This window comes from Rhodococcus sp. P4_B6, assembly GCF_056402215.1.
Genome location: NZ_JBFUHV010000080.1, coordinates 16,534 through 38,018, shown reverse-complemented (window position 1 = coordinate 38,018; position 21,485 = coordinate 16,534). Strand labels below are relative to the sequence as shown.

Here is a 21,485-nt window from a genome sequence, read left to right as displayed (position 1 = left end):
GCGCAGGACGTCCGCGAGCCCCGGCTCGTAGAACGGCACCTCTCCGGAGGAGAGTTTCGCCACTTTTCCGGGGTCGATGTCGACGCCCAGGACGTCGTGACCCAGCTCCGCCATACAGGCGGCGTGGGTGGCTCCCAGGTATCCGGTTCCAAACACGGTGCAGCGCATGCACCCTTGATAACCAGTGCAGGTGAGCGCGATATTTACCCGGCAGATGTTCGAAGCCAACAGTGCGTGTACGGACGGTGCGGGGCGAGACCCTATGCTTCGCCCATGCATGTTCTCTTCGTCTGCACCGGAAACGTCTGTCGCTCCCCAACGGCCGAGCGCCTCGCAGTGGCATACGCCGAGGAGCTCGGGATCACCGACCTGACCGCCGAAAGTGCAGGTACACGCGCTGCCGTCGGACGCCCGATGGAACCGACGGCCGCGCAAGTCCTCGAGGGACTCGGCGGTAACCCGGCCGAGTTCACCGCGCGGATGCTCACCGCCGATCTCGCGGTGGACGCCGACCTGGTGCTGACGATGACCGAACGTCAGCGCGAGAAGGTGCTGGCGCTGGCTCCCGAGCAGTTGAAGAAGACGTTCACCCTGAAGGAGGCCGCCCGCCTCGCCGAGGCAGCGGACGCGAAGTCGGTGGCCGACCTGGCTGCGGCGCGTCCCAGACACAAGGCCAACGACACTCCCGAGGACGTGCCGGACCCGATGGGGAAGGACGAGGACACGTTCCTGACCATCGGGTCCGAGATCGCCGATCTACTGGGTGTGATCTCGCGGAGCATCCGTCTCTGACCAGGGTTCCTGGTCGTCACGGTAGCGGCGGGTGCGCCTCGGTGTGGGGGGCACCGGTGCGCCCGACTGCTGCTCGTTGCCGTAGTGGTCGGGACCTCCGTACCACTGCTGACCCTGGTCGCCGTGGTAGGCACCCTGGTAGGCGGGGGCACCCTGGTAGACGGGAGCTTCCTGTGGATCTCCCCCGTACGGCTGCTGCGGGTACTCCTCGCGGATGTACTGGGCCTGCTGCTGGGGCGCCTGCTGCTGCACGGCGGGCTGCGCGGGGGCGGCCTGCTGCATCTGCGGCAGCGACTTGTCGGTCTCGTAGTAGTACTTGTACTCGTAGCCCCCCCGACCGCGGCTCGGCGTCATCGTGATGATCGTCCCGAGGATGGTCGCCCCGACGCTGTGCAGGTTGCCCACCGCCCGCGACAGCTGGTCCCGCTTGGTTTCGGCGTGCCGGGCGATGACCAGGGCGCCGTCCGACATCGCGGTGAGCACGGTCGCGTCGGTGACCGGCAGCAGCGGCGACGCGTCGACGATCACGTAGTCGAATCGTCCGCGGAGATCGGCCAGCACCTGGCGGGCCGTCTCCGTTCCGAGCAGCTCACTCGGGTTCGGCGGGATCGGTCCGGACGCCAGGACTGTGAGACCCGAGTACTGCGTCGGCTGGAGCACGGCGTCGAGGTCGGCCTTGCCTGCCAGAACGCTGCTGAGTCCGACGGAGCCGACGACACCGAGGTACTTCGATACCCGCGGCTTCCGGAGGTCGCCCTCGACGAGGCACACGTTCTGGCCGCCCTCCGCCAGCACGAGCGCGATGTTGATCGCGGTGGTGGTCTTGCCCTCGGTGGGCAGCGAACTGGTGACCACGATGACACGCGGCGGGTTGTCGACCTCGAGGAACTGCAGGTTGGTGCGGAGTTCGCGGTAGGCCTCCGCGCTCGAGGAATTGCCCTCGGCGAAGTTGATGGCCTGCTGCGTCTGCCGCTCCTTGTCGAACGGGATGGTGCCGATCAGCGCCGAACCGGCCAGTTCCTCGACGGTGCGCCGATCCTTGACCGTGTTGTCGAGGCGATCACGCAGGACGGCGAAGGCGATACCGAGCAGCAGCCCGACCGCCGCGCCCAGCGCGAGGTTGCGCAGCGTCTTGGGCGAGACGGGAGTCGACGGGGTCTGCGCCTGCTGTTCGACGACGACGCGGGCGGCGGGAGCGCCACCCTTCTCCGGGGTCTCGAGTTCCCGGGCCATGACGACGAACTCGTCGGACAGGGCATTGGCGATGTCGCGGGCGCGTTCCGGCGACGGATCCTGCACCTTGACGTCGATGAGCACGGTGTCCGGTGCGGAGCTGGCCTTCACCTGTGAGGCGAGCGCCGCCGCCGTGCCGCCCAGATCGAGCTTGTCGATCGTCCGCTGCGCGAGGGTCTCGCCGGTGAGCAGTTTGGTGTAGGACGTCACCCGCTGCTGCGAGAACAGGTTGCCCTGGTAGACCTCGTTCACCGACGATCCGGCGGACGTCGAGACGAACAACCGGGTCGACGCCTCGTAGATCGGAGTGGTCAGCAACGACGCTCCGAGCGCACCGAGAATCGCGACCACGGTCGTGATCGCGATGATTTTCCAACGTGACTGCAGAATTCGCAGGTAGTCCTGAATTTCCATTATCGAGTCTCTTCCAATTGCGTCGCGCTCAGCGGCGCGATCGAGCTGTCATTCACATCGTTCTGACCCGACTGAATCGCTACATCGTAGTGATGAGGTCCACTGTCGGCGTCACGTGCCGTCACGGTCCGCCGTGGTCCCCCGATCTCCGAAGCAGTCGGCCGATCTCGGCGAGCGGGCCCGGGTCTGCCATCTCGGAGTGGGTGGTGTCGATGTGGTGTGCGGTGACGACGCCGTCGGCGTACTCGCGCCAGGCGTCGACGACGTCGGGGTGCCGGTCCAGGTCGCGGGCGGCGACGAAAAGGTCGAGGTCGCCGTCGAACCGCCGGGGGCTGTGGGCCGACGCGATCAGCTCGAGCCGCTCGATCACGGCCCGGATCTCGCGCAGCCGGTCGGCGCTCACGTACGCGCCGAACTGCGCGATCAGTTCGTCCTCGCTCAGGGTTTCCGGTTCGGGTGGCTGATGTTGCGGCAGAAGCGTGTCGAGGAGTGCCGGCGCGGCCACCTCGTGGCCGGCGTCGCGGAGCTGGACGGCCATCTCGTGGGCGATGGTTCCGCCGAGCGACCACCCCAGCAGGTGGTAGGGGCCCGCCGGCTGGACGGACCGGATCGCGTCGACGTACCGCGCGGCCARCTCGGACAGCGTCTCGGGCAGGTCCGGCATTCCGGTCGCCTGGATGCCGTACAGCGGGCGGTCGCCGACGTGATCGGCGAGACCGCCGAAGCACCAGGCCAATCCGCTGAGCGGGTGCACGCAGAACAGCGGCGCTCCCGCATCGGCGGGGCGGAGTTCCACCACGGTGCCGAAGAAGCTCTCGGGCCGTGCGCCGTCTTCGATCCGGGCGGCGAGGCGCTGCGCCGTGGGGTCGGTGAAGACCCATTCGATGGGGACGTCGCGGTCCAGCCGGCGGCGCAGTTCCGTCGCCACCGACGCCGCCCCCATCGATGTGCCGCCGAGAGCGAAGAAGGCTTCGTCGGCGGGGACGTCTGCGATGCCCAGGACGTCCGCGAACACGGCGGTGATCGTCTCTTCGAGTTCGCCTGCCGGCAGCGCGGATTCGACGATCTCGATCGTCGGTGCCGGCAGTGCGGCGCGGTCGAGTTTGCCGGACGGCAGCAGCGGCATCGTGTCGACGACGGTCACCGACGCGGGGACCAGGTGCCGCGGCAGCCTGCCGCGCGCGAAGTCGAACACGGATCGCGGCGTCAGTCCCGCGGCGCCCACGACGTACGACGCCAGCACGGTGTCCGTCGGTGTCGGCACCGGGATCGTCACGGCAACTTCGATTTCGGGGTGCCCGGCGAGCACGGCATCGACCTCGGCGGGTTCGACGCGGATTCCGCGGATCTTCACCTGCGAATCGCTGCGGCCCAGGTACTCGAGTCGGCCGCCCGGATCACGCCGCACCACGTCGCCGGTGCGGTACAGCCGCTCCCCCGGCTTCCCGTAGGGATGTGCCACGAATTGTCCTGCGGTGAGATCACTTCGGCCCAGGTAGCCCCGGGCGATGCCGCTGCCCGCCAGATACAGTTCGCCCGTCACGCCGTCGGGCACGGGATGCAGACGCGGGTCGAGGACGAAGGCGGCGTCGCCGTCCAGGGCGCTTCCGATGGTGATCGGCAGTCCGGGTTCGAGGGGGCCCGCGACGGACGCGTCGACGGTGAACTCGGTCGGACCGTAGGCGTTGAACAGCCGGTGCCGCCGCGACCACCGGTCGGCGAGGTCCGCGGGCAGTGCCTCTCCCCCGACGACGACCGTCGACGGTGCGAGGCTGTGCGGGTCGAGGGAGGCCAGCACGGTCGGTGTGAGGGTGAAGTGGGTGATGTTCTGTGCCACCAGGAACTGAGCCAATTCGTCGCCGGCGTAGCTGAAGGCGGGTGCAGCCACGAGGGCTCTGCCCAGCGACACCGCCCAGAGCATTTCGAACACCGCGACGTCGAAGGTCGGGGAGGTCGACTGCAGCACTCGGCCGTCGTCGCCGCCCTCCGCGTCCGACGTGTAGGCGGGGGTGGAGAGGAGGGTCGTCAGTCCGCGGTGCGTGACGACGACGCCCTTCGGCCGGCCCGTGGAACCCGACGTGTAGATCACATAAGCCGCGTTGTCGACATCGGGTGCGGTCGGATCCGCGTCACCGGAGGGCTGCTCGTCCAGGCACAACCAGTCGACGGATCGCGGCAGATCCCCGACCTCGCCGACGGTCAATCCGAGCACCGCGCGCGAGTCCGTCAGCATCCAGTCGAGCCGCTGCGCGGGATGGGTGGGATCCAGTGACATCCACGCCGCACCGGCCTTGGTCACCGACCACACCGCCAGGAGCCAGTGCCGGCCGCGGGGTGTCGCCACGGCGACGACGTCCTCCGGGCCGACGCCGCGGGAGGCGAGTGCGCGGGCCCAGCGGTCCGATTCTTCGTCGAGTTCGCGGTAACTCCACCGGGTGTCACCGTCGACCACCGCGACGGCGGACGGGGTGGCGCCAGCACGGGTGGCAAGGATGTCGCCGAGCGTCCGCGGCGTGGCCACCGGCCGGGGGCCCTGCACGAGTTGTGCGCGTTCGGTGTCGTCGAGGATGTCGAGGTCGCCGACGGCCGCCGACGGGGTGGTCAGGGCGGCCTCGAGCACGACGGCGAACCGGCTCAGGAGCGTGAGCGCCGTCTGCCGGTCGAACAGGTCGGTGGCGTAGTCGAGTCGCACCGTCATGTTTTCGACCGCGTCGGTCACGTCCCACACGAGGTCGAATTCGGTTGCCTGCGTCTCGGGGTGGTATTCGTCGGTGCCGACGAAAAGTTCAGGGAAGTCGACGGCCCGCTGGTACGTCAGCATCACCTGGAACAGCGGGTTGTGTGCCGCGGATCGGGGTGGGGCGAGGTGTGTCACGACGTCGTCGAACGGGACGTCGGCGTGCGCGAGCGCGTCGAGGTCGACGGCGCGGACGTCCGCGAGGAAATCCTGGAACGGTTGCGCCGGCGAGACCGCGGTGCGCAGTGCCACGGTGCCGACGAACATGCCGACCACGGAGTCGAGCACGGGATCGGGACGGCCGCCGACCGCCGTCCCCACCACGACGTCGGACTGTCCGCTCACGCGGGCCAGTAGCACCGCGAGGGCGGCGTGGAGCACCATGAACACGGTCGTTCCGCGGCTGCGTGACAGTGCGACCACCCGCTCCCGCAGGTCGTCGTCGAGCGTCCATTCGACACTGCCCCCGACGTGGCTGGGGAGTTCCGGCCGGGGGCGATCGGTCGGCAGCGGGAGCGGCCCCGACACTCCGGAGAGCACCTGCGCCCAATGCTCGAGCTGGGCGCGAGCCGCGCTGCCGGGATCGGCGGCGGTCCCGAGCAGTTCGCGCATCCAGATCGCGTAGTCGCCGTAATCCACGACCAGCGGCGCCCACTGCGGGGCCGACCCGTCCGCGCGGCACCGGTAGGCGGTGTCGAGGTCGGTGAGCAGCGGTCCCATCGAACCGCCGTCCAGCGCAATGTGATGGATCACGACGCCGAGCATGAATCCGCCGCCCTCGGTGCGCCACAGCTTCATCCGCGCCGGGGTCTCGGTGGTGAGGTCGAACGGCCGGGCGCTCCACGTGGCGACGGCGAAGTCCGCTTCCACGGTTACACCCTCGGTCACGGACTCGACGGGCATCACCAGCTGATACGGACCTTCGGCGTCGACGGGGAAGACGGTGCGCAGCACGGAATGCCGCTCCAGCACGTCCCGCATCGCCGGCCGGAGGGCGTCGACGTCGACGTCACTGCCGACCCGGGTGACGAACACCATGTTGTGCAGGGCGGTGTCGGGGTTGACCCGGCTGAGCAGCCAGAGGCGTTGCTGCGCGGGCGACAGCGGAACTCGCGCCTCGCGCGGGCGGGGACCGAGCACCGGTCGCATCGCGCCCGACGCGGGGGCGCCCAACCACCGGGCGAGCGAGGCGGGGGTCGGGTTCTCGAACAGCACCCGCACGGGCACATCGACGCCGAACGTCGCGGACAGTCGGGCCGTCACCGCCGTCGCAGACAGGGAATCGCCGCCCGCGTCGAAGAAGTTGTGCCCGGCGCCTATCCGGGCGGAGCCGAGCACGTCCGCGAACACGCCGGCCACCATCTCCTCGACCGCGGTGCGTGGGGGTGCCGCGACGACGTCGTCGCCCCGGGCCTCCAACGCGGCGACGTCGAGCTTGCCGTTGGCGGTGAGAGGCAGCGTGTCCATCGTGACGATGCGTGGCGGCACCAGATACGAGGGCAGTCGGCCCGTCAGCTTCTGTCGCAGAGTCGCGGAGTCGAGGTCCGTGCCGGCGACGAAGGCGACGAGGTCGTGTCGCTGCACCGACACGGCTGCCTGCTCGACACCGTCCAGCTCCAGCAGGGCCGCCTCGACTTGCGCCGGTTCGATGCGCATGCCGCGCACCTTGACCTGGCGGTCGGCCCGGCCGATGAAGGTGAGGTGGCCGTCCGCCCGTCGGTGCACCAGGTCGCCGGTGCGGTACATGCGGGCGCCGTCCGACGCCGCGACGAACCGTTCCGCCGTCCGGTCGGGTGCGCCGAGGTAGCCCTGGGCGAGCCCGGGTCCGGCGAGGTAGAGCTCACCGACACCGCCGACGGGGACCGCGCGCAGCCGCGTGTCGAGCACGACCGCCGTGGTCCCGGAGATCGGTGCGCCGATCGTCACCGTGCCGGTCGCGGATCCGGGCTCGAATTCGGTCAGCGTCGCGACCACCGTCGACTCGGTCGGACCGTAGGCGTTGAGCAGAAGCCTTCCGGCACTCCATGTTCCGGCCAGTTCGGGGCTCAGGGCCTCGCCTCCGACCCCCACGACCCGCACCGACTCGAGCCCGTGCGGATCGAGCGTCGCGAGGACGGACGGCGTGGAGAGGTAGTGCGTGACCCGCTGCTCGACCAGCAGCCGATGCAGTTCGGCGCCGGCGAAGACGTCGGCGGGGGCCACCACCAGGCAGGCGCCCGAGCCGAACGCGAGCAGCATCTCCAGCAGCGCCGCGTCGAAGGCGGGGTTGTAGCCGTGCAGCACACGGTCGTCGGGGCCCACCCGGTACCGGCGCACCACCTCGGTGGTGAGCGGCCCCAGTCCGCGGTGGGTGACGGCCACGGCCTTGGGCGCACCCGTGGACCCGGACGTGTGGATCACGTACGCCACGTCCCGTGCGCACTTCTGGTAGCCCTGGCAACCGAAACCGCTCACGGGGCTGAACGCCGCGCCGGTCTTGGCGATCGCCCAGAGTTCGATCACGAAGTCCGACGACCGCGGCAGGTCGATCGGAACCACCTCGCCCGGTCCGGCACCCAGCGCGGTGAGCTTGCGCGCCCGCGCGTCGGAACGCTCGTCCAGTTCGCGGTAGGTCAGCGTGACGTCGCCGTCGGTGAGTGCGGCGTTGTCGGGGTACGCGGCGGCGGTGGCCGTCAGGATCTCGGCCAGGGTCCGTTCACCGGCGGGCTGCGCACCGACGAGGGGCCCCGCTGCGGTCAGCGCGACGTCGCCCACGGTCACGTCGGGGTCGGCACAGATCGCCTGGAGTACCCGCCCGAGGGCGGTCGTCACGGCGTCGACGGTCGCGTGGTCGAATTGGTCGGCCGAGTACACGGCGGCGCCGCGCATCCCCGTAGGGACGTCACCGTCGGAAGTCTCGGTGAGGGTCAGGTGGAGGTCGAATTTCGCTGTTCCGGTGTCGAATTCCTGCGCCGTCACCGTCATGCCCGCCGCCTCGACGGTGGGGATCTGCAGGTTCTGCAGGGCCAGCGCCACCTGCGGGGTCCGCCCGCCGAGCAGTCCGGCCACCACCTCGAACGGCACATCCGCGTGCTCGAACGCGTCGACGTCGAAGTCCCKGACCTGTGCGAGGAGTCCTGTGAACGGCATGTCCGGCAGTACCTGCGCCCGCAGCGCGAGGGTGTTCACGAACATGCCCACGAGGGAGTCGAGTGCGCGTTCCCCGCGGCCCGCGACGGCCGTGGCGACGACGATGTCGGTCCGGGCGCCGAGCCTGGACAGCACCACGGACAGCGCCGCGTGCAGGACCATGAACGGTGTCGCGTGGTGCTGCGCCGCCAACTGGTGTACGCCCTGCCGCACGTCCGCCGACACGTCGAATTCGACGACGCCGGCGCGGGTCGAACCAGGCGCCGACCGGTCCGGTGTCAGTGGCGCCGTGCTGTCGACGCCGTCCAGCGCCCGGCGCCAGTGCTCGACGCGGCGCTGCCCGTATTCGCCGTCCAGCAGGTCCCGCTCCCACACGGCGTAGTCGGCGTACTGCAGCGGCAGCGGGTTCTCCTGCGGGGCGATCCCGGCGGAGTGCGCGGCGTAGGCACTGAGCACGTCGGCGACGAGCGGGGTCAGCGACCATCCGTCGGCGGCGATGTGGTGGATGTTCACGGCCAGCACGTGGTACCGCGGGTGCAGACGCAACAGGGCGACGCGGATGGGCCGGTCCTCGGTGAGGTCGAATCCGCGGGCGGCGAACTGCTCCATGAACTCGTCGGGATCGCGCACGTCGACCGGCGTCAGGTCGAGCGGCGCCGGGTCGAGGATGTCCTGATAGGGATGGCCGTCGACGGGGTACCGGGTCCGCAACGTCTCGTGCCGCCGGATCACGTCCTCGAACGCCGCGGTCAGCGCGGCGACGTCGAGTGCGCCCTCCAACCGCACGGTGGCGGGCAGGTTGTACGTCGGCGACCCGGGATCGGTGCGGTTCAGCACCCACATGCGGTACTGGCTGCGGGACAACGGGATGCGGTCCGGTCGGGGCCGTGCGACGAGTGCGGGACGCAGGTCGGTCTCGGGGACCGCGTCGTCGAGGGCTTCGGCCAGTTCGGCGACGGTGGGGTGCGCGAACAGGGTCCGCAGCGGCACCAGATGTCCCATGGAGTCGGTGAGCCGTGCCGTCAACTGGGTGGCGAGGAGGGAGTTGCCGCCCGCGTCGAAGAAGTGCGTCCCGCGGCCCACGTTCTCGTGTCCGAGGACGTCGGCGAACACGCGGGCCACGGCGCGCTCGGTGTCGGTGTGCGGGGGTTCGTTCTCGGCGACCGCCAGTTCCGGCATCGGCAGCGACCGCAGGTCGAGTTTGCCGTTCACGGTGGGCGGCGCGGCGTCGAGCACCACCACCGCGGTCGGAACCAGGTAGGCCGGCAGCGATTCGGCGAGGCGGCGTCGCAGATCGTGGGTGTCGAGGTGGCCGTTCGGCAGCACGTAGGACACGAGCATCTCGGTGCCCGCGCCGGTGGTGCGCACGACGGTGGCCGCGAAGTCGATGTCGGCGAGCCGCGCGATGACGGTGTCGATTTCGGCCGGTTCGATGCGCACTCCCCGCATCTTGATCTGGGAGTCGTTGCGCCCGAGGTACTCGAGTTCGTGGGCGGCGGCGGTCTTCCGCCAGCGCACCAGGTCGCCGGTGCGGTACAGGCGTGTGCCGCCTTCGGCCGCGACGAACCGCTCCGCCGTCAGCCCCGGCTGGTCCGCGTATCCGCGGGCGAGCGCGCCGCCTGTCAGATACAGCTCCCCGGACACGCCGGGGGGTACCGGGCGGAGGCGGTCGTCGAGCACCAGCGCGGACACACCGTGCACGGGGGCCCCGATCGAGACGGGCTCCCCCACACCGAGTGGCCCGGTGCTGAACGCGTACATGGTGGTTTCGGCGGGCCCGTACGCGTTGTACAGGCGACGTCCGGCGGCCCAGCGGTGCACCAACTCGCTGCCGAGCCGCTCACCACCGACCATCAGTACTTGCAGGCTCGGAAGGTCCCGTTCGCCGAGGGTGGCGAGGATCGTCGGGGTCATGCAGGCGTGCGTGATGCGGTCGCGTTCCATCAGGTCGGCGAGCGGCGGGCCGGCGTATTCGGCGTCCGACGCGATCACCAGCGTGGCCCCCGACGCCCCGGCTACCAGGACCTCGAGCATCGTCATGTCGAATCCGGGCGCACCGCGGTGCAGCATCCGGGAGCCGGGGCCCGCCGCATACCGCTCGCGCAGGTCGGCGTCGAGGGCGGCCAGACCGCCGTGGGTCACGACGGCGCCCTTGGGTGTGCCCGTCGTTCCCGAGGTGTAGACGACGTACGCCACCTCGGACGTGAGCGGCAAAGCGTGCTCCGGCACACTTTCCCACTCACGTGGGGTGAACGGGGTGCGTGCGGGGTCGAACAGCACGGGGGCCGCACCGGTCTTCGCGATGGCCCACAGCCGCACCACCGCGTCCACCGACCTCGGCTCGGCCCACGGAACCAGGCTTCCGCGGCCCACCCCGCTCTCTCCGAGTTCGCGGGCGAGAGTGTCGGATCTCGTGTCCAGTTCGCGGTAGGTGAGTTCGACGCCCCCCTCCGTCACGGCGACAGCGTCCGGCGCAAGGGCGGCGCCGCGGGTCAGAATCTCACGCAAGGTCGACGACGCGGGGGCTGCGGGACCGACCGCGGGCACCAGGGCGGCGCGTTCCGCGGCATCGAAGAGGTCGATGTCGCCCACCGGCAGCAGCGGGTCGGCACTGACGGCCTCGAGGAACCGCACCAGCCGCGACGCGAACTGCTCGATCGTCGAGTGCTCGTACAGGTCTGCGTCATAACCGAAGTCGAGGTGCAGGCGCCCGCCGGGACCGGACTCGGTGACGGTCAGTTGCAGGTCGAAATTGGCCCGGTCGACGACGTCGCCGACGGGTGTCACCGTCAGCCCTGGGAGCGCCACCTGACCCAGCCGGCTGCGTTGCATCGACAACGTGACCTGGAACAGCGGGTGGTGGGACGTCGACCGCGCCGGGTTCAGCAGCTCGACGAGAGTCTCGAACGGCATGTCGGCGTGCGTGTAGGCGGCGATGTCCCGTTCGTGGACGTGAGCGAGCAGTTCCGCGAACTTGGCCGACGGGTCCACCGCGGTGCGCAGCACCAGCGTGCCGGCGAACATTCCCACCATGTCGTCGAGTTGCGGATCGGTGCGACCGGCGACGGCGGTCCCGATGGGCACGTCACGGCTGCCGCTGTACCGCGAGAGGACGGCGGCCAGTGCGGCGTGCAGCACCATGAACGTGGTGGCCCGGCCGCCGCGCGCCAGCGTGTGCACCGCGTCGTGCAGTTGTTCGCCCAGTTCGACGCCCACCGTGCCGGCGTGACCGGACGCCGCCGCCGGGCGCGGATGGTCGGTGGGCAGGGTGACCTGCTCGGGCAGGTAGGCGAGGGTGTCGAGCCAGTACCGCTGCAGGGTGTCGGCGGACTGGTCGTCGAGAACCGCCCGTTGCCACACGCTGTAGTCGCTGTACTGCACGGGCAGCGGGAGCCACTCGGGGCTACCACCCCCGAGGCGGGCCTGGTACGCCGTCATCGTGTCGCGAATCAGTGGGGTGAGCGACCACGCATCGGCGGCGATGTGATGCACCACGAGGGCGAACACGTGCGCGTCGGGTCCGACGCGATACAGCCGCGACCGGATCGGTGCGTCGACGGACACGTCGAATCCGCTGTCGACGAACGCGCGCAGGTGCGCATCGACGGCGTCGTCGGGCAGCGCGATCGGCGTCAGATCCAGCGGGACGTCCTCGGCGTCGAGGACGACCTGGTGCACGCCGTCGGCATCGGACGGGTACACGGTGCGCAGAGTGCGGTGCCGCTCGAGCAGGTCGTGTGCGGCGGACGCCAGGGCATGCACATCCAGTTCGCCGTCGAGGCGGACGACGAGCGGGAGGTTGTATCCCGAAGCACCGGTGTCGAATTGGTTGACGAACCACATGCGCTGTTGCGCCGGCGACAGCGGAACGCGGCCGTCGTGCGACGCCGGCCGCAGCGGGACACGTCGACGCCCGGCACCGGACCGCTCCTCGATCCGGGCGGCCAACTCGGCGACCGTCGGGGCTTCGAAGACGTCCTTCACCGTCACGTCGATGTCGAAGACGGCGCTGACGCGTGCGGACACCCTGGTGGCGAGCAGCGAATTGCCGCCGAGGTCGAAGAAGTTGTGCCGCGTCCCCACCTCGGCACCGCCGAGCACCTCGGCGAACACATCCGCCACCACGTCCTCGATGGGTGTGTGGGTGCCCTGCCCCTCCGCGGTCACGACACCCGGATCTGGCAGCGCGTCGCGGTCGACCTTGCCGTTGACAGTCAGCGGGATTTCCTGGACGGGAATGACAGCGGCGGGGATCAAGTGTTCCGGAAGAATTGCCCTGAGATGCCGCTTCAGCGTGGCGGCATCGGACACCGTGACCGAATACGCCACCAACTGTTTGCCGAGCGCGGTGTCCCGCAGCACCACCGCGGCCGCGTCGACAGACGGGTGTCGCAGCAGTGCCGCCTCGATCTCTCCAGGCTCGATGCGGTAGCCACGGATCTCCAACTGCGAATCGGCGCGACCGATGTAGTCGATGGTTCCGTCATTACTCTGGCGGGCCCGGTCGCCCGTGCGGTACATGCGTTCACCGTCCGCCGCGGCGACGAAGCGGGTGGCTGTCAGCGCCGGACGACGGTGGTACCCCCGGGACACCTGAGCGCCCGCCACGTACAACTCACCGACGGTCCCCGGCGGCACCGGCTGCAGCGATGCGTCCAATACGTATGTTCTGAGTCCCGGCAGTGGCAGGCCGACGGAGGGCCGGGTTTCTGCGCTCGTCAGATCGTGGCGGGTGACGTGAACGGTCGTCTCCGTGATGCCGAACATGTTGACGGTTCGGATGTCCGGGCGTCGCTCGAGCAGGGGCGCCACGGTGGAGGCGTCGAGCGGTTCGCCGCCGAAGATCAGCAGTCGGAGACTCTTCGGCAACTCTCGGTCGACGAGTTGACCGAATGCGGAGGGAGTCTGATTGAGAACTGTGACACCTTCGCGCTCGAGCAGCGAGTTGAATTCGTCGGGCGAGCGAGCCACGAAGTGATCGACCAAGACCAACCGGCCGCCGGTGGTGAGCGCTCCCCACATCTCCCACACCGAGAAGTCGAAGGAGAACGAGTGGAACAGGGTCCACACATCTCGTGGGCCGAACCCGAACTCCACGCGAGTGTTGGCCAGCAGCGACAGCACATTCGCGTGCGAGACGAGCACGCCCTTGGGCTGCCCGGTCGACCCCGATGTGTAGATCAAGTAGGCGCCGTGCCCCCGTGCACGCCTGCCGACTTTCCCTGAGAAATCAGCGCTCACCGGCGGGGTCACCATCACGGTGGGGCATTCGACTGAGGGAAGACGCTCGGCGTCGGCTTCGTCGGTGAGCAGCGCCGCAGGCGACCCGTCGCTCAGCAGGTAGCCCATGCGCTCGGCCGGGTAGTCGACGTCGACGGGCATGTAGATGCCGCCTGCCTTCGCTACGGCCACGATGCCGATCACTGCGTCGATGGACCGTGACACCGCGACCGCCACGACATCTTCGACCCCTACGCCGATACCGTAGAGCCTGCCGGCAAGTTCGTCCGAACGGCGATCCAACTCGGCATATGTCAGGTTGTCGTTGCCGATCGTCACGGCGACGGCGTCCGGGCGGACAGATACCTGCGCGGCGAAAAGCTCAGCTAGCGAATCGGTTTCGAGTTCGACGCCGTCGTCACCCGACAGCGTGAACGCCCGCTCCTCCACGCTCAGCACGTCGATGGCACCGACCGCGGTCTCGGGGTCATCCGTCAGTGCCGTCAACACGCGCAGAAGTCGTGCTCGCCACTGCGTGACCGTGTCCTGGTCGAACAGCGCCTCGGGGAAGGCCATCGACCCCACCAGACCATCGGCGTCACCATCACCGGAACGTCGTTCGTGTACCGATACTTCCAAGTCGAACCGGCTGACGCCCAAACTGGTTTCTCGCGGCTGAATATCGATCCCCGGAAGCTCGGGGAACGGTTCAGCGAAGTTTTCGAAAGCGAGCATCACCTGGAACAGGGGATGGTGGTCACCAGACCTGGCGGGCGCCACGGCGTCCACAATCATGTCGAACGGAACGTCCGAGTTCGCAAACGCCGCCAGATCCGTGGACTGCACCGATGCGAGCAGTTCAGTAAAGGTGTCACGCGGGTCCACTCGGTTACGCAACGGCACGGTGTTCACGAACATCCCGACGACGTCGTCCAGGGCGGGGTCGGTGCGTCCCGACGTCGGAGTCCCCACAACCATGTCGTCGGTGCCGGTGAGTTTGTATAGCAGGACGAGCAGCGCTGCGTGCAACAGCATGAATGTCGTCGAGTTCTTGTCGCGCGCCAGTCTTTCCAGCTTCTGGTGCAACTCGGCAGATACCGTGAACCGCACCTGCCCGGCGCTCGACGTGTCACCGACAAGCCGGGGCCGGTCGGTCGGCAGCGACAGCAGCGTGGGTGCGTCTGCCAGTGTGGTCGTCCAGTACTCGAGTTGTCGGCCTGCCAGACTGTCGCGATCCGCAGCGTCGCCCAGCAACTCTCGCTGCCATCGGCTGTAGTCGGCGTAGTCGACCGGTAGCGGGGCCCAGTCAGGGGTCCGGCCGTTCGACCGCGCTTCATAGGCTGAGGTCACGTCTCGCACGAGCGGGGCGATCGAGAGCCCGTCCACCGCGATGTGGTGCACGACCACAGCGAGCGTGTGTCGACCCGGTTCGTGCGCGCACAGGCCCACCCGGATGGGCGGTTCTGCGGTCGGGTCGAAGCTGCGCACAATAAAGTCGGGCAGTTCGTTCGGGTTCAACGAGACCAGGTCGACCGAAGTAGCTGCGACGTCTTGAACTGGGCCGTGCTCGGTTTCGGGAAAGACAGTGCGCAACAAGGGATGGCGGTCGAGAACATCGCTCAGAGCAAGTCGCGCTGCGTTCGCGTCGAAGTCACCCACGAAATCCACGACAAACGGCTCTGCGTACGCCGAGGATTCAGGCTGGACCCGGTTGAGCACCCACAGCGGCTGCTGCGCGGGCGCAAGTGGCACAGGTCCTTGGGCCGGACGATGTTCGAGCGGAGGGCGCTGCTCGCCGCCTTCGGCGATCACCGAGGCCAGACCGGCCACGGTCGGATGCTCGAACAGCTCCCGCACGCCAAGCCGCACGCCGGTGGCGGCGGACAATGCGGACACCACCCGCGTTGCCGACAGCGAGCTGCCGCCGAGTGCGAAGAAGTCGGTCTCCGCATCCACCTCCCCCACACCCAACACCTCGGCCACCACCCCGGCGACCAACTCCTCGAGCGAACCCCGCGGCGAACGAACCGACGGCAACACCGGCTCCGGCAACGCGCCACGATCCACCTTGCCACTCCGAGTCAACGGCAACTCACCCAACACCGTCACCGAAGCAGGCACCATATACCGCGGCAAACGCCCGCTCACGAACTCCCGCAGCACCTCCCCCTCCAATCGCGCCCCCACCACATACGACGCCAGCACATCCCCACGAACCACCGTCACCGCAGCATCGACCCCGCCGAACGACCCCAGCACCGCGTCGATCTCCCCGAGCTCGACCCGGAACCCACGCACCTTCACCTGATCATCGACACGACCCACGAACTCGAGCTCATGAGAAGCACTCCACCGCACCAAATCACCAGTGCGATACATCCGCCCCGAACCACACACATTCGCCACGAAACGCTCCGCCGTCAACCCAGGCGCACCGGCGTACCCGCGCGCCAGAGCAGGACCCGCGAGATACAACTCCCCCACCACACCCACGGGCACCGGCCGCAACCGACCATCGAGCACCACAGCAGACGCCCCACGGATCGGACGACCAATGGTGATCGGATCACCGGCGCGTAGAACCGCACTACAGCTGGCCCATATGGTGTGTTCGGTCGGGCCGTAGAGGTCCACCACTGTTCGCCCGGCGGACCATCGCGCCGGCACCTCCGGTGGGCACGGCTCTCCGACAACGGCCAGGAAGACCAACTCGTCCAACCCGGACGGGTCCATCAACGACGGCACGGACGGTGTTGTGGTCCAATGCGTGACGCGTTCGCGCCGCAGCAGGTCTTTCAGCCGATCGCCTCCGAACACATCTACAGGGGCGACAACCAGAGTTGCGCCGCCGATCGCCGCCACGAGAATTTCATGGATCGCACCATCGAAACTCATCGCAGCGGAGTGCAATACCCTCGATCTTGCGTCGAGTCCATACATTGCACGTACTTCGGCCGCGTGGTTCCCCAGCCCTCGATGGCTGACCACCACACCTTTGGGTTTACCGGTCGAACCAGACGTGTACACGACATACGCCGCGTGGTCCAGCATGAGTGGGCGCACTCGATCCGAGTCGCAGACAGGAGCGGAATCACAGTTTGTATCACCTGTGTCGATCCAGGCGACTTCGGCCGGTGCCATTTCGGCGCTGTGAGCGATCACTGCCTTCACGTGTGCGCGTGCGAGGATTTCGGCGATGCGTGAGGCCGGGTGGCCGATGTCTATCGGAACGACGGCCGCCCCGCTGCGAGCAACCGCCCAGAATGCTACGACGGATTCAAGCGACCGTGGCAGCATCACGGCCACCCGATCGTCTGGTCCCATTCCTAGACCGATCAATCTGCGCGCCAAACGGTTTGCCCGCGAATCGAGCTGCCCGTAGGTCAGTTCTTCGTCGACGCACCGGACTGCTACGGCGGTCGGATCCGCGCACTGCAGCAGCTCCGGCAGCATGACGGGCGATGCACTAGGCATGCCCGACATGGGGGCGATTTCGTCCATCTCTGCGCCGCTCACCAACGGCAGGTCGCCGACCGGGAGCGAGGGGTCTGTCACCGCGGCATGCAGCAAGCGCACCAGCAAATCCGCCCACCGCCGGACGGTGTCGTGGTCGAACAGTTCCGTGGGATAGGTGAGGACGCCGTTCATAGCGCCGTCCGTTCGCGAGTCCGACAGTTCGACCTCGAGGTCGTACCGGCTCACCGTCGACTGCACCGCACGAGGAGTGACGGACAGATGACCGGACAACAGATCGGGCTCGGGGAATCCCTGGTAGGCGAACATTACCTGGAACAATGGATGATAGTCCGCCGACCGGCGAGGGTCGACAGCCTCGACGACGCGCTCGAAGGGTTGGTCACCGTGCGCCATCGCGGCGAGGTCGGTTGATCGCGCCGCCGCAACCAACTCGGCGAAACTCATCTTCGGATCGATTTGGGTGCGCAGTACCACTGTGCCGACGAACATGCCGACAAGATCATCGAGATCGAGAGCGATCCGTCCTGACGTCGGGGTTCCCACGGCGATGTCATCGACACCGGCCACCACCGACAGCATCGCCGCAAGCGCACTGTGCAACACCATGAACGGCGTGGCAGCGCATTTCCTCGCCACTTCCTTCACCGCCGCGCTGAGATCGGCGTCCACCGTGAACGTCACCCGGCCCGCGGTTCGCTCCGCGGATGTTCTGGGATGATCGGTGGGCAGCGGAAGCAGCTCAGGCAGCCCGTCCAACTGGGCCGTCCAGAAGCCAAGGTCCTCGGTGGCGTTGTCATCCACAATCTTTCGATGCCAACGTGCGTAATCGGCGTATCGGATCGGGAGCTCGTCCCACGACGGTGCCCGTCCCATGGCGCGCGAGACATAGGCCGTCGTCAAGTCCCGAGAAAGAGGCCCGAAGGAGAGCCCGTCCATCACGATGTGGTGCACGGCGGCAGCAACCGTGAACCCGCCGGCGGGGCGCCGAAGGATGCGGACACGGAGCGGCGCTTCGCGAGTGAGGTCGAAGCCGACCCTGGTCAACTCGGCGAGGGCTGCATCTACATCATCATCAGCAGGCACCAGATCCAAGTCAACCACAGTGGCGGTCTGAACCGGGACGCCGTCGACGGCGGGGAAGATTGTGCGCAGGGGTTCGTGCCGATCTAGCACGTCGTAGATCGCCTTGGTAAGAGCCGCGAGATCTACGTCACCGTCCAGATCGATCGCGAAGGGAAGAAGGTAGTCCGGGGACCGTGGGTTCATTCGATCTAGCAGCCACAGTCGTTCCTGCGCGGGCGCGAGCGGAGTAGGACTGTGCGCCTCCCATGGGTTACCGGCAATCAAGCACGGCGCCGAGACTGCGCGCGGCTGCGCCGTACTCATCCGGGTCGCTAACTGGGCGACGGTGGGTCCCTCCAACACATCGCGCACACCAACATTCCGATTGAGCGCATGTGCCAGCCGCGATGCCAGCCGAGCAGCGGTCAGTGACGTACCGCCGAGTGCGAAGAAGTCGGCCTCCGCATCCACCTCCCCCACACCCAACACCTCGGCCACCACCCCCGCCACCAACTCCTCGAGCGGACCACGCGGCACACGCACCGACGGCAACACCGGCTCCGGCAAAGCCCCACGATCGACCTTGCCACTACGAGTCAACGGCAACTCACCCAACACCGTCACCGAAGCAGGCACCATGTACCGCGGCAACCGCCCACTTACGAACTCCCGCAGCAACCCCCCATCCAGACCCGCCCCCACCACATACGACACCAGCACATCCCCACGCACCACCGTCACCGCAGCATCGACCCCGCCGAACGACCCCAACACCGCGTCGATCTCCCCGAGCTCCACCCGGAACCCACGAACCTTCACCTGATCATCGACACGACCCACAAACTCCAGCTCACGCGATACACCCCACCGCACCAAATCACCAGTGCGATACATCCGCCCCGAACCACACACGTTCGCCACGAAACGCTCAGCCGTCAACCCAGGGGCACCCACATACCCCCGCGCCAAAGCCGGACCCGCCAAATACAACTCCCCCACCACACCCACGGGCACCGGCCGCAACCGACCATCGAGCACCACAGCAGACGCCCCACGGATCGGACGACCAATGGTCACGCTCGATCCGACGCCAAGGGCCCCGGTCACCAGCGTCGTCACAGTGGCTTCCGTGGGGCCGTAACCATTCACCATCGTTCGGCCGGCGGCCCAGCGATGGATCAGTTCAGGCGGAAGCGCCTCCCCGCCCACATCCAGGACAACGAGATCGGGCAGTCTCGCCGGACCCATCGAAGCCACGACTGCCGGAGTGAGGATCGCGTGTGTTACACGTTCGCGCCGGAGCAGTTCGGCCAGCTCGTCACCGGCGAACACCTCGGGTGGCACGATCACCACGGATGCACCGACAGTGAATGCGAGGAGGAGTTCTTCGATAGAGATGTCGAAGGACGGCGACGCGAAGTGCGCCACGCGAGCGGAGGCGTCAACGCGATAGACGTCGTGACGGGCTTCGGTCAAGCCTGCAAGGCCTCTGTGAGTGGCCACAACGCCCTTTGGTGCGCCCGTCGAACCAGAGGTGTACAGCAAGTAGGCGGGGTGGTCGATCGACAACGGTTGCACGCGATCAACGTCCGCGATGGGGGTCGAAGTGCCCGGCAGGTCAGCGATGTCGACCCACGAGACGTCTTCGGGCACCGAATCTGCATCGTGAGCGATGGCCGCCAGTGCACCCGAGTCGGCGATAAGGTGCGCAATACGATCGGCTGGATACCCGGGGTCGACGGGCATGTAGGTGGCACCAGCGCGGGCCACCGCCCACAGCGCGACCACCGAATCGATCGACCGCGGCAGCAGCACAGCCACCACTGTCTCAGGACCGATTCCATGGCCGATCAGCCGGTGCGCCAACCGGTTCGACCGGACGTCCAGCTCACCATAGGTGATCTCGATTCCGGCGCATCTCAGTGCCGGCGCCGACGGATCGGAGGTGCGCAGCAGGGACGGCAACGTCACGGGCTCCGGTGCCGAAGGTCCGACGCACGGGGCGAGTTCCCCTTGCTCATCTCGATTGAGGATCGAGAGATCGCCGATCGGATTGTCCCATCCCGATCCGACGAAGTTGTCGAGAAAACCCAGGAATCGGGAGTAGTGGGCGCTCAGACCCTCTGCGCTGTACAACTTGGGATTCGCCTCGAAGTTCACCCGAGCACCACTACCGTCACCCGACGAGTACACGTTGAGGGCGATGTCATCAATGATTCCGGAGGCGAGGGGATGGAATTCCCCGATGACATCGCCGAGGGTGATCTCAGAGTGGTACATCATCAGGTTCACGCCAGGGCCGAAGCTGCTGCGCGCGGTATCAGCGGGCATCTCATCGCGCATGTCCTCATGGCGGTATCTCTGGTGCCGCAACGCGCCGGTCAGTTCGCGTTGGACCAAGCGCACAAGGTTGAGACAACTGCTATCCGGTTCCACCTGCGCGCGCAGTGGCACGATGTTCGACACCATCCCGGCCGAACGTCGCGCGACTGCCGTGGTACGCGCAGAAACGGGCAGACTCAGAACGACATCCGAGATACCCGTCATCCTCGCCAGATACGCGGCGAAGGCGGCGACCAGCACCGGCACCTCGGACGAGCTGCCGGCACGGGCCCGTTCGGTGATCTGAACGTACAGCCCCTCGTCCAGGCGGCCTCCAACGATCCGCGACGGCATGACGGCGCTCTGTTCACGACCGCTCAGCCGGGCCGGTGCAGGAAGGTTCTCAACACGCTGCGCCCAATGCTCGCGATCCGCGAGAAATCTGTTGCTCGCCCGGTAGGCCGTCTCGTCGTACAGCTCACGCAGATCGAGCGCGCGGGAAGCCGGTGGCTTGGTGCCGTTGATCAGGTGGGTGTACAGCTCGGCCACGCGGGTTGTGAGAACAACGGCGCCGTACCCGTCGATGAGCAGGTGGTGCGCACGAGAGAACCAGAAGTAATGGTCGTCGGCTATCTGCAGAAGCGTCGCCGAGATGAGACGGTCGGCCATCAAGTCGCGCGGACTCGTGTACTCCACGTCCATCCACCGTCGGGCTTCCGCCACCGGGTCACTGCAGTGACGAAAATCACGGTAAGTGAGAGCGTCTTGGATCTCGAGATCCACAACCTGAGCGGGTACGTCTCCGGCGTCGACCAAATACATGCAGGGCGACTGCAGCTCACGACACCCACGGTCGGTGGCGGCCGTCAAGAGGTCGAAGTTTATGTGGCCCCGCAGTTCGACGAACTGTGCCACATTAAGGGGCACGTCGGGGTTCATTTGCTGCGCGAACCAGTGGCCTCGTTGGGCACGCGAAAGAGGGAAGGCGCTCACCGCTGCCATTCCCCGTTCACAAGCCGTCGACCCCGAGCAGCAACGTGCGCGTGCACCCAAACCTCATCCATCATGATTCGGCCACAACGACCGCACACTCATCTCG

General features: G+C 67.8%; 3 protein-coding genes and 1 pseudogene. 1 reads left to right on the top strand and 3 read right to left on the bottom strand.

The annotated features are described in order from the left end of the window. A pseudogene (locus AC1DWT_RS29960) lies at positions 1-168 on the bottom strand (UDP-glucose 6-dehydrogenase); the annotation flags it as partial. Positions 169-273: 105 nt separating this feature from the next. Here AC1DWT_RS29960 and AC1DWT_RS29955 point away from each other — a divergent pair. Further along, complete coding sequence (locus tag AC1DWT_RS29955; RefSeq protein ID WP_477923402.1) at positions 274-792, top strand: arsenate reductase/protein-tyrosine-phosphatase family protein; 519 nt, start codon at positions 274-276, stop codon at positions 790-792. Here the strand turns inward: AC1DWT_RS29955 and AC1DWT_RS29950 are convergent. Both AC1DWT_RS29950 and AC1DWT_RS29945 read right to left on the bottom strand, forming a co-directional pair. Beyond that, positions 757-2,439 (bottom strand): tyrosine-protein kinase domain-containing protein, encoded by a 1,683-nt coding sequence (locus tag AC1DWT_RS29950; protein ID WP_477923400.1) that lies wholly within the window; start codon positions 2,437-2,439, stop codon positions 757-759. The two genes, AC1DWT_RS29955 and AC1DWT_RS29950, sit on opposite strands and share 36 nt — an antisense overlap. Positions 2,440-2,560: 121 nt before the next feature. Beyond that, entirely contained in the window at positions 2,561-21,388 is an 18,828-nt protein-coding gene (locus tag AC1DWT_RS29945) for a non-ribosomal peptide synthetase (protein WP_477923398.1), read from the bottom strand. Positions 21,389-21,485: the final 97 nt, after the last annotated feature.

Excerpts from the sequence above, each read along its gene's own strand:
- AC1DWT_RS29955 (WP_477923402.1), top strand. The coding sequence starts at position 274 with ATGCATGTTCTCTTCGTCTGCACCGGAAACGTCTGTCGCTCCCCAACG.
- AC1DWT_RS29950 (WP_477923400.1), bottom strand. The coding sequence starts at position 2,439 with ATGGAAATTCAGGACTACCTGCGAATTCTGCAGTCACGTTGGAAAATC.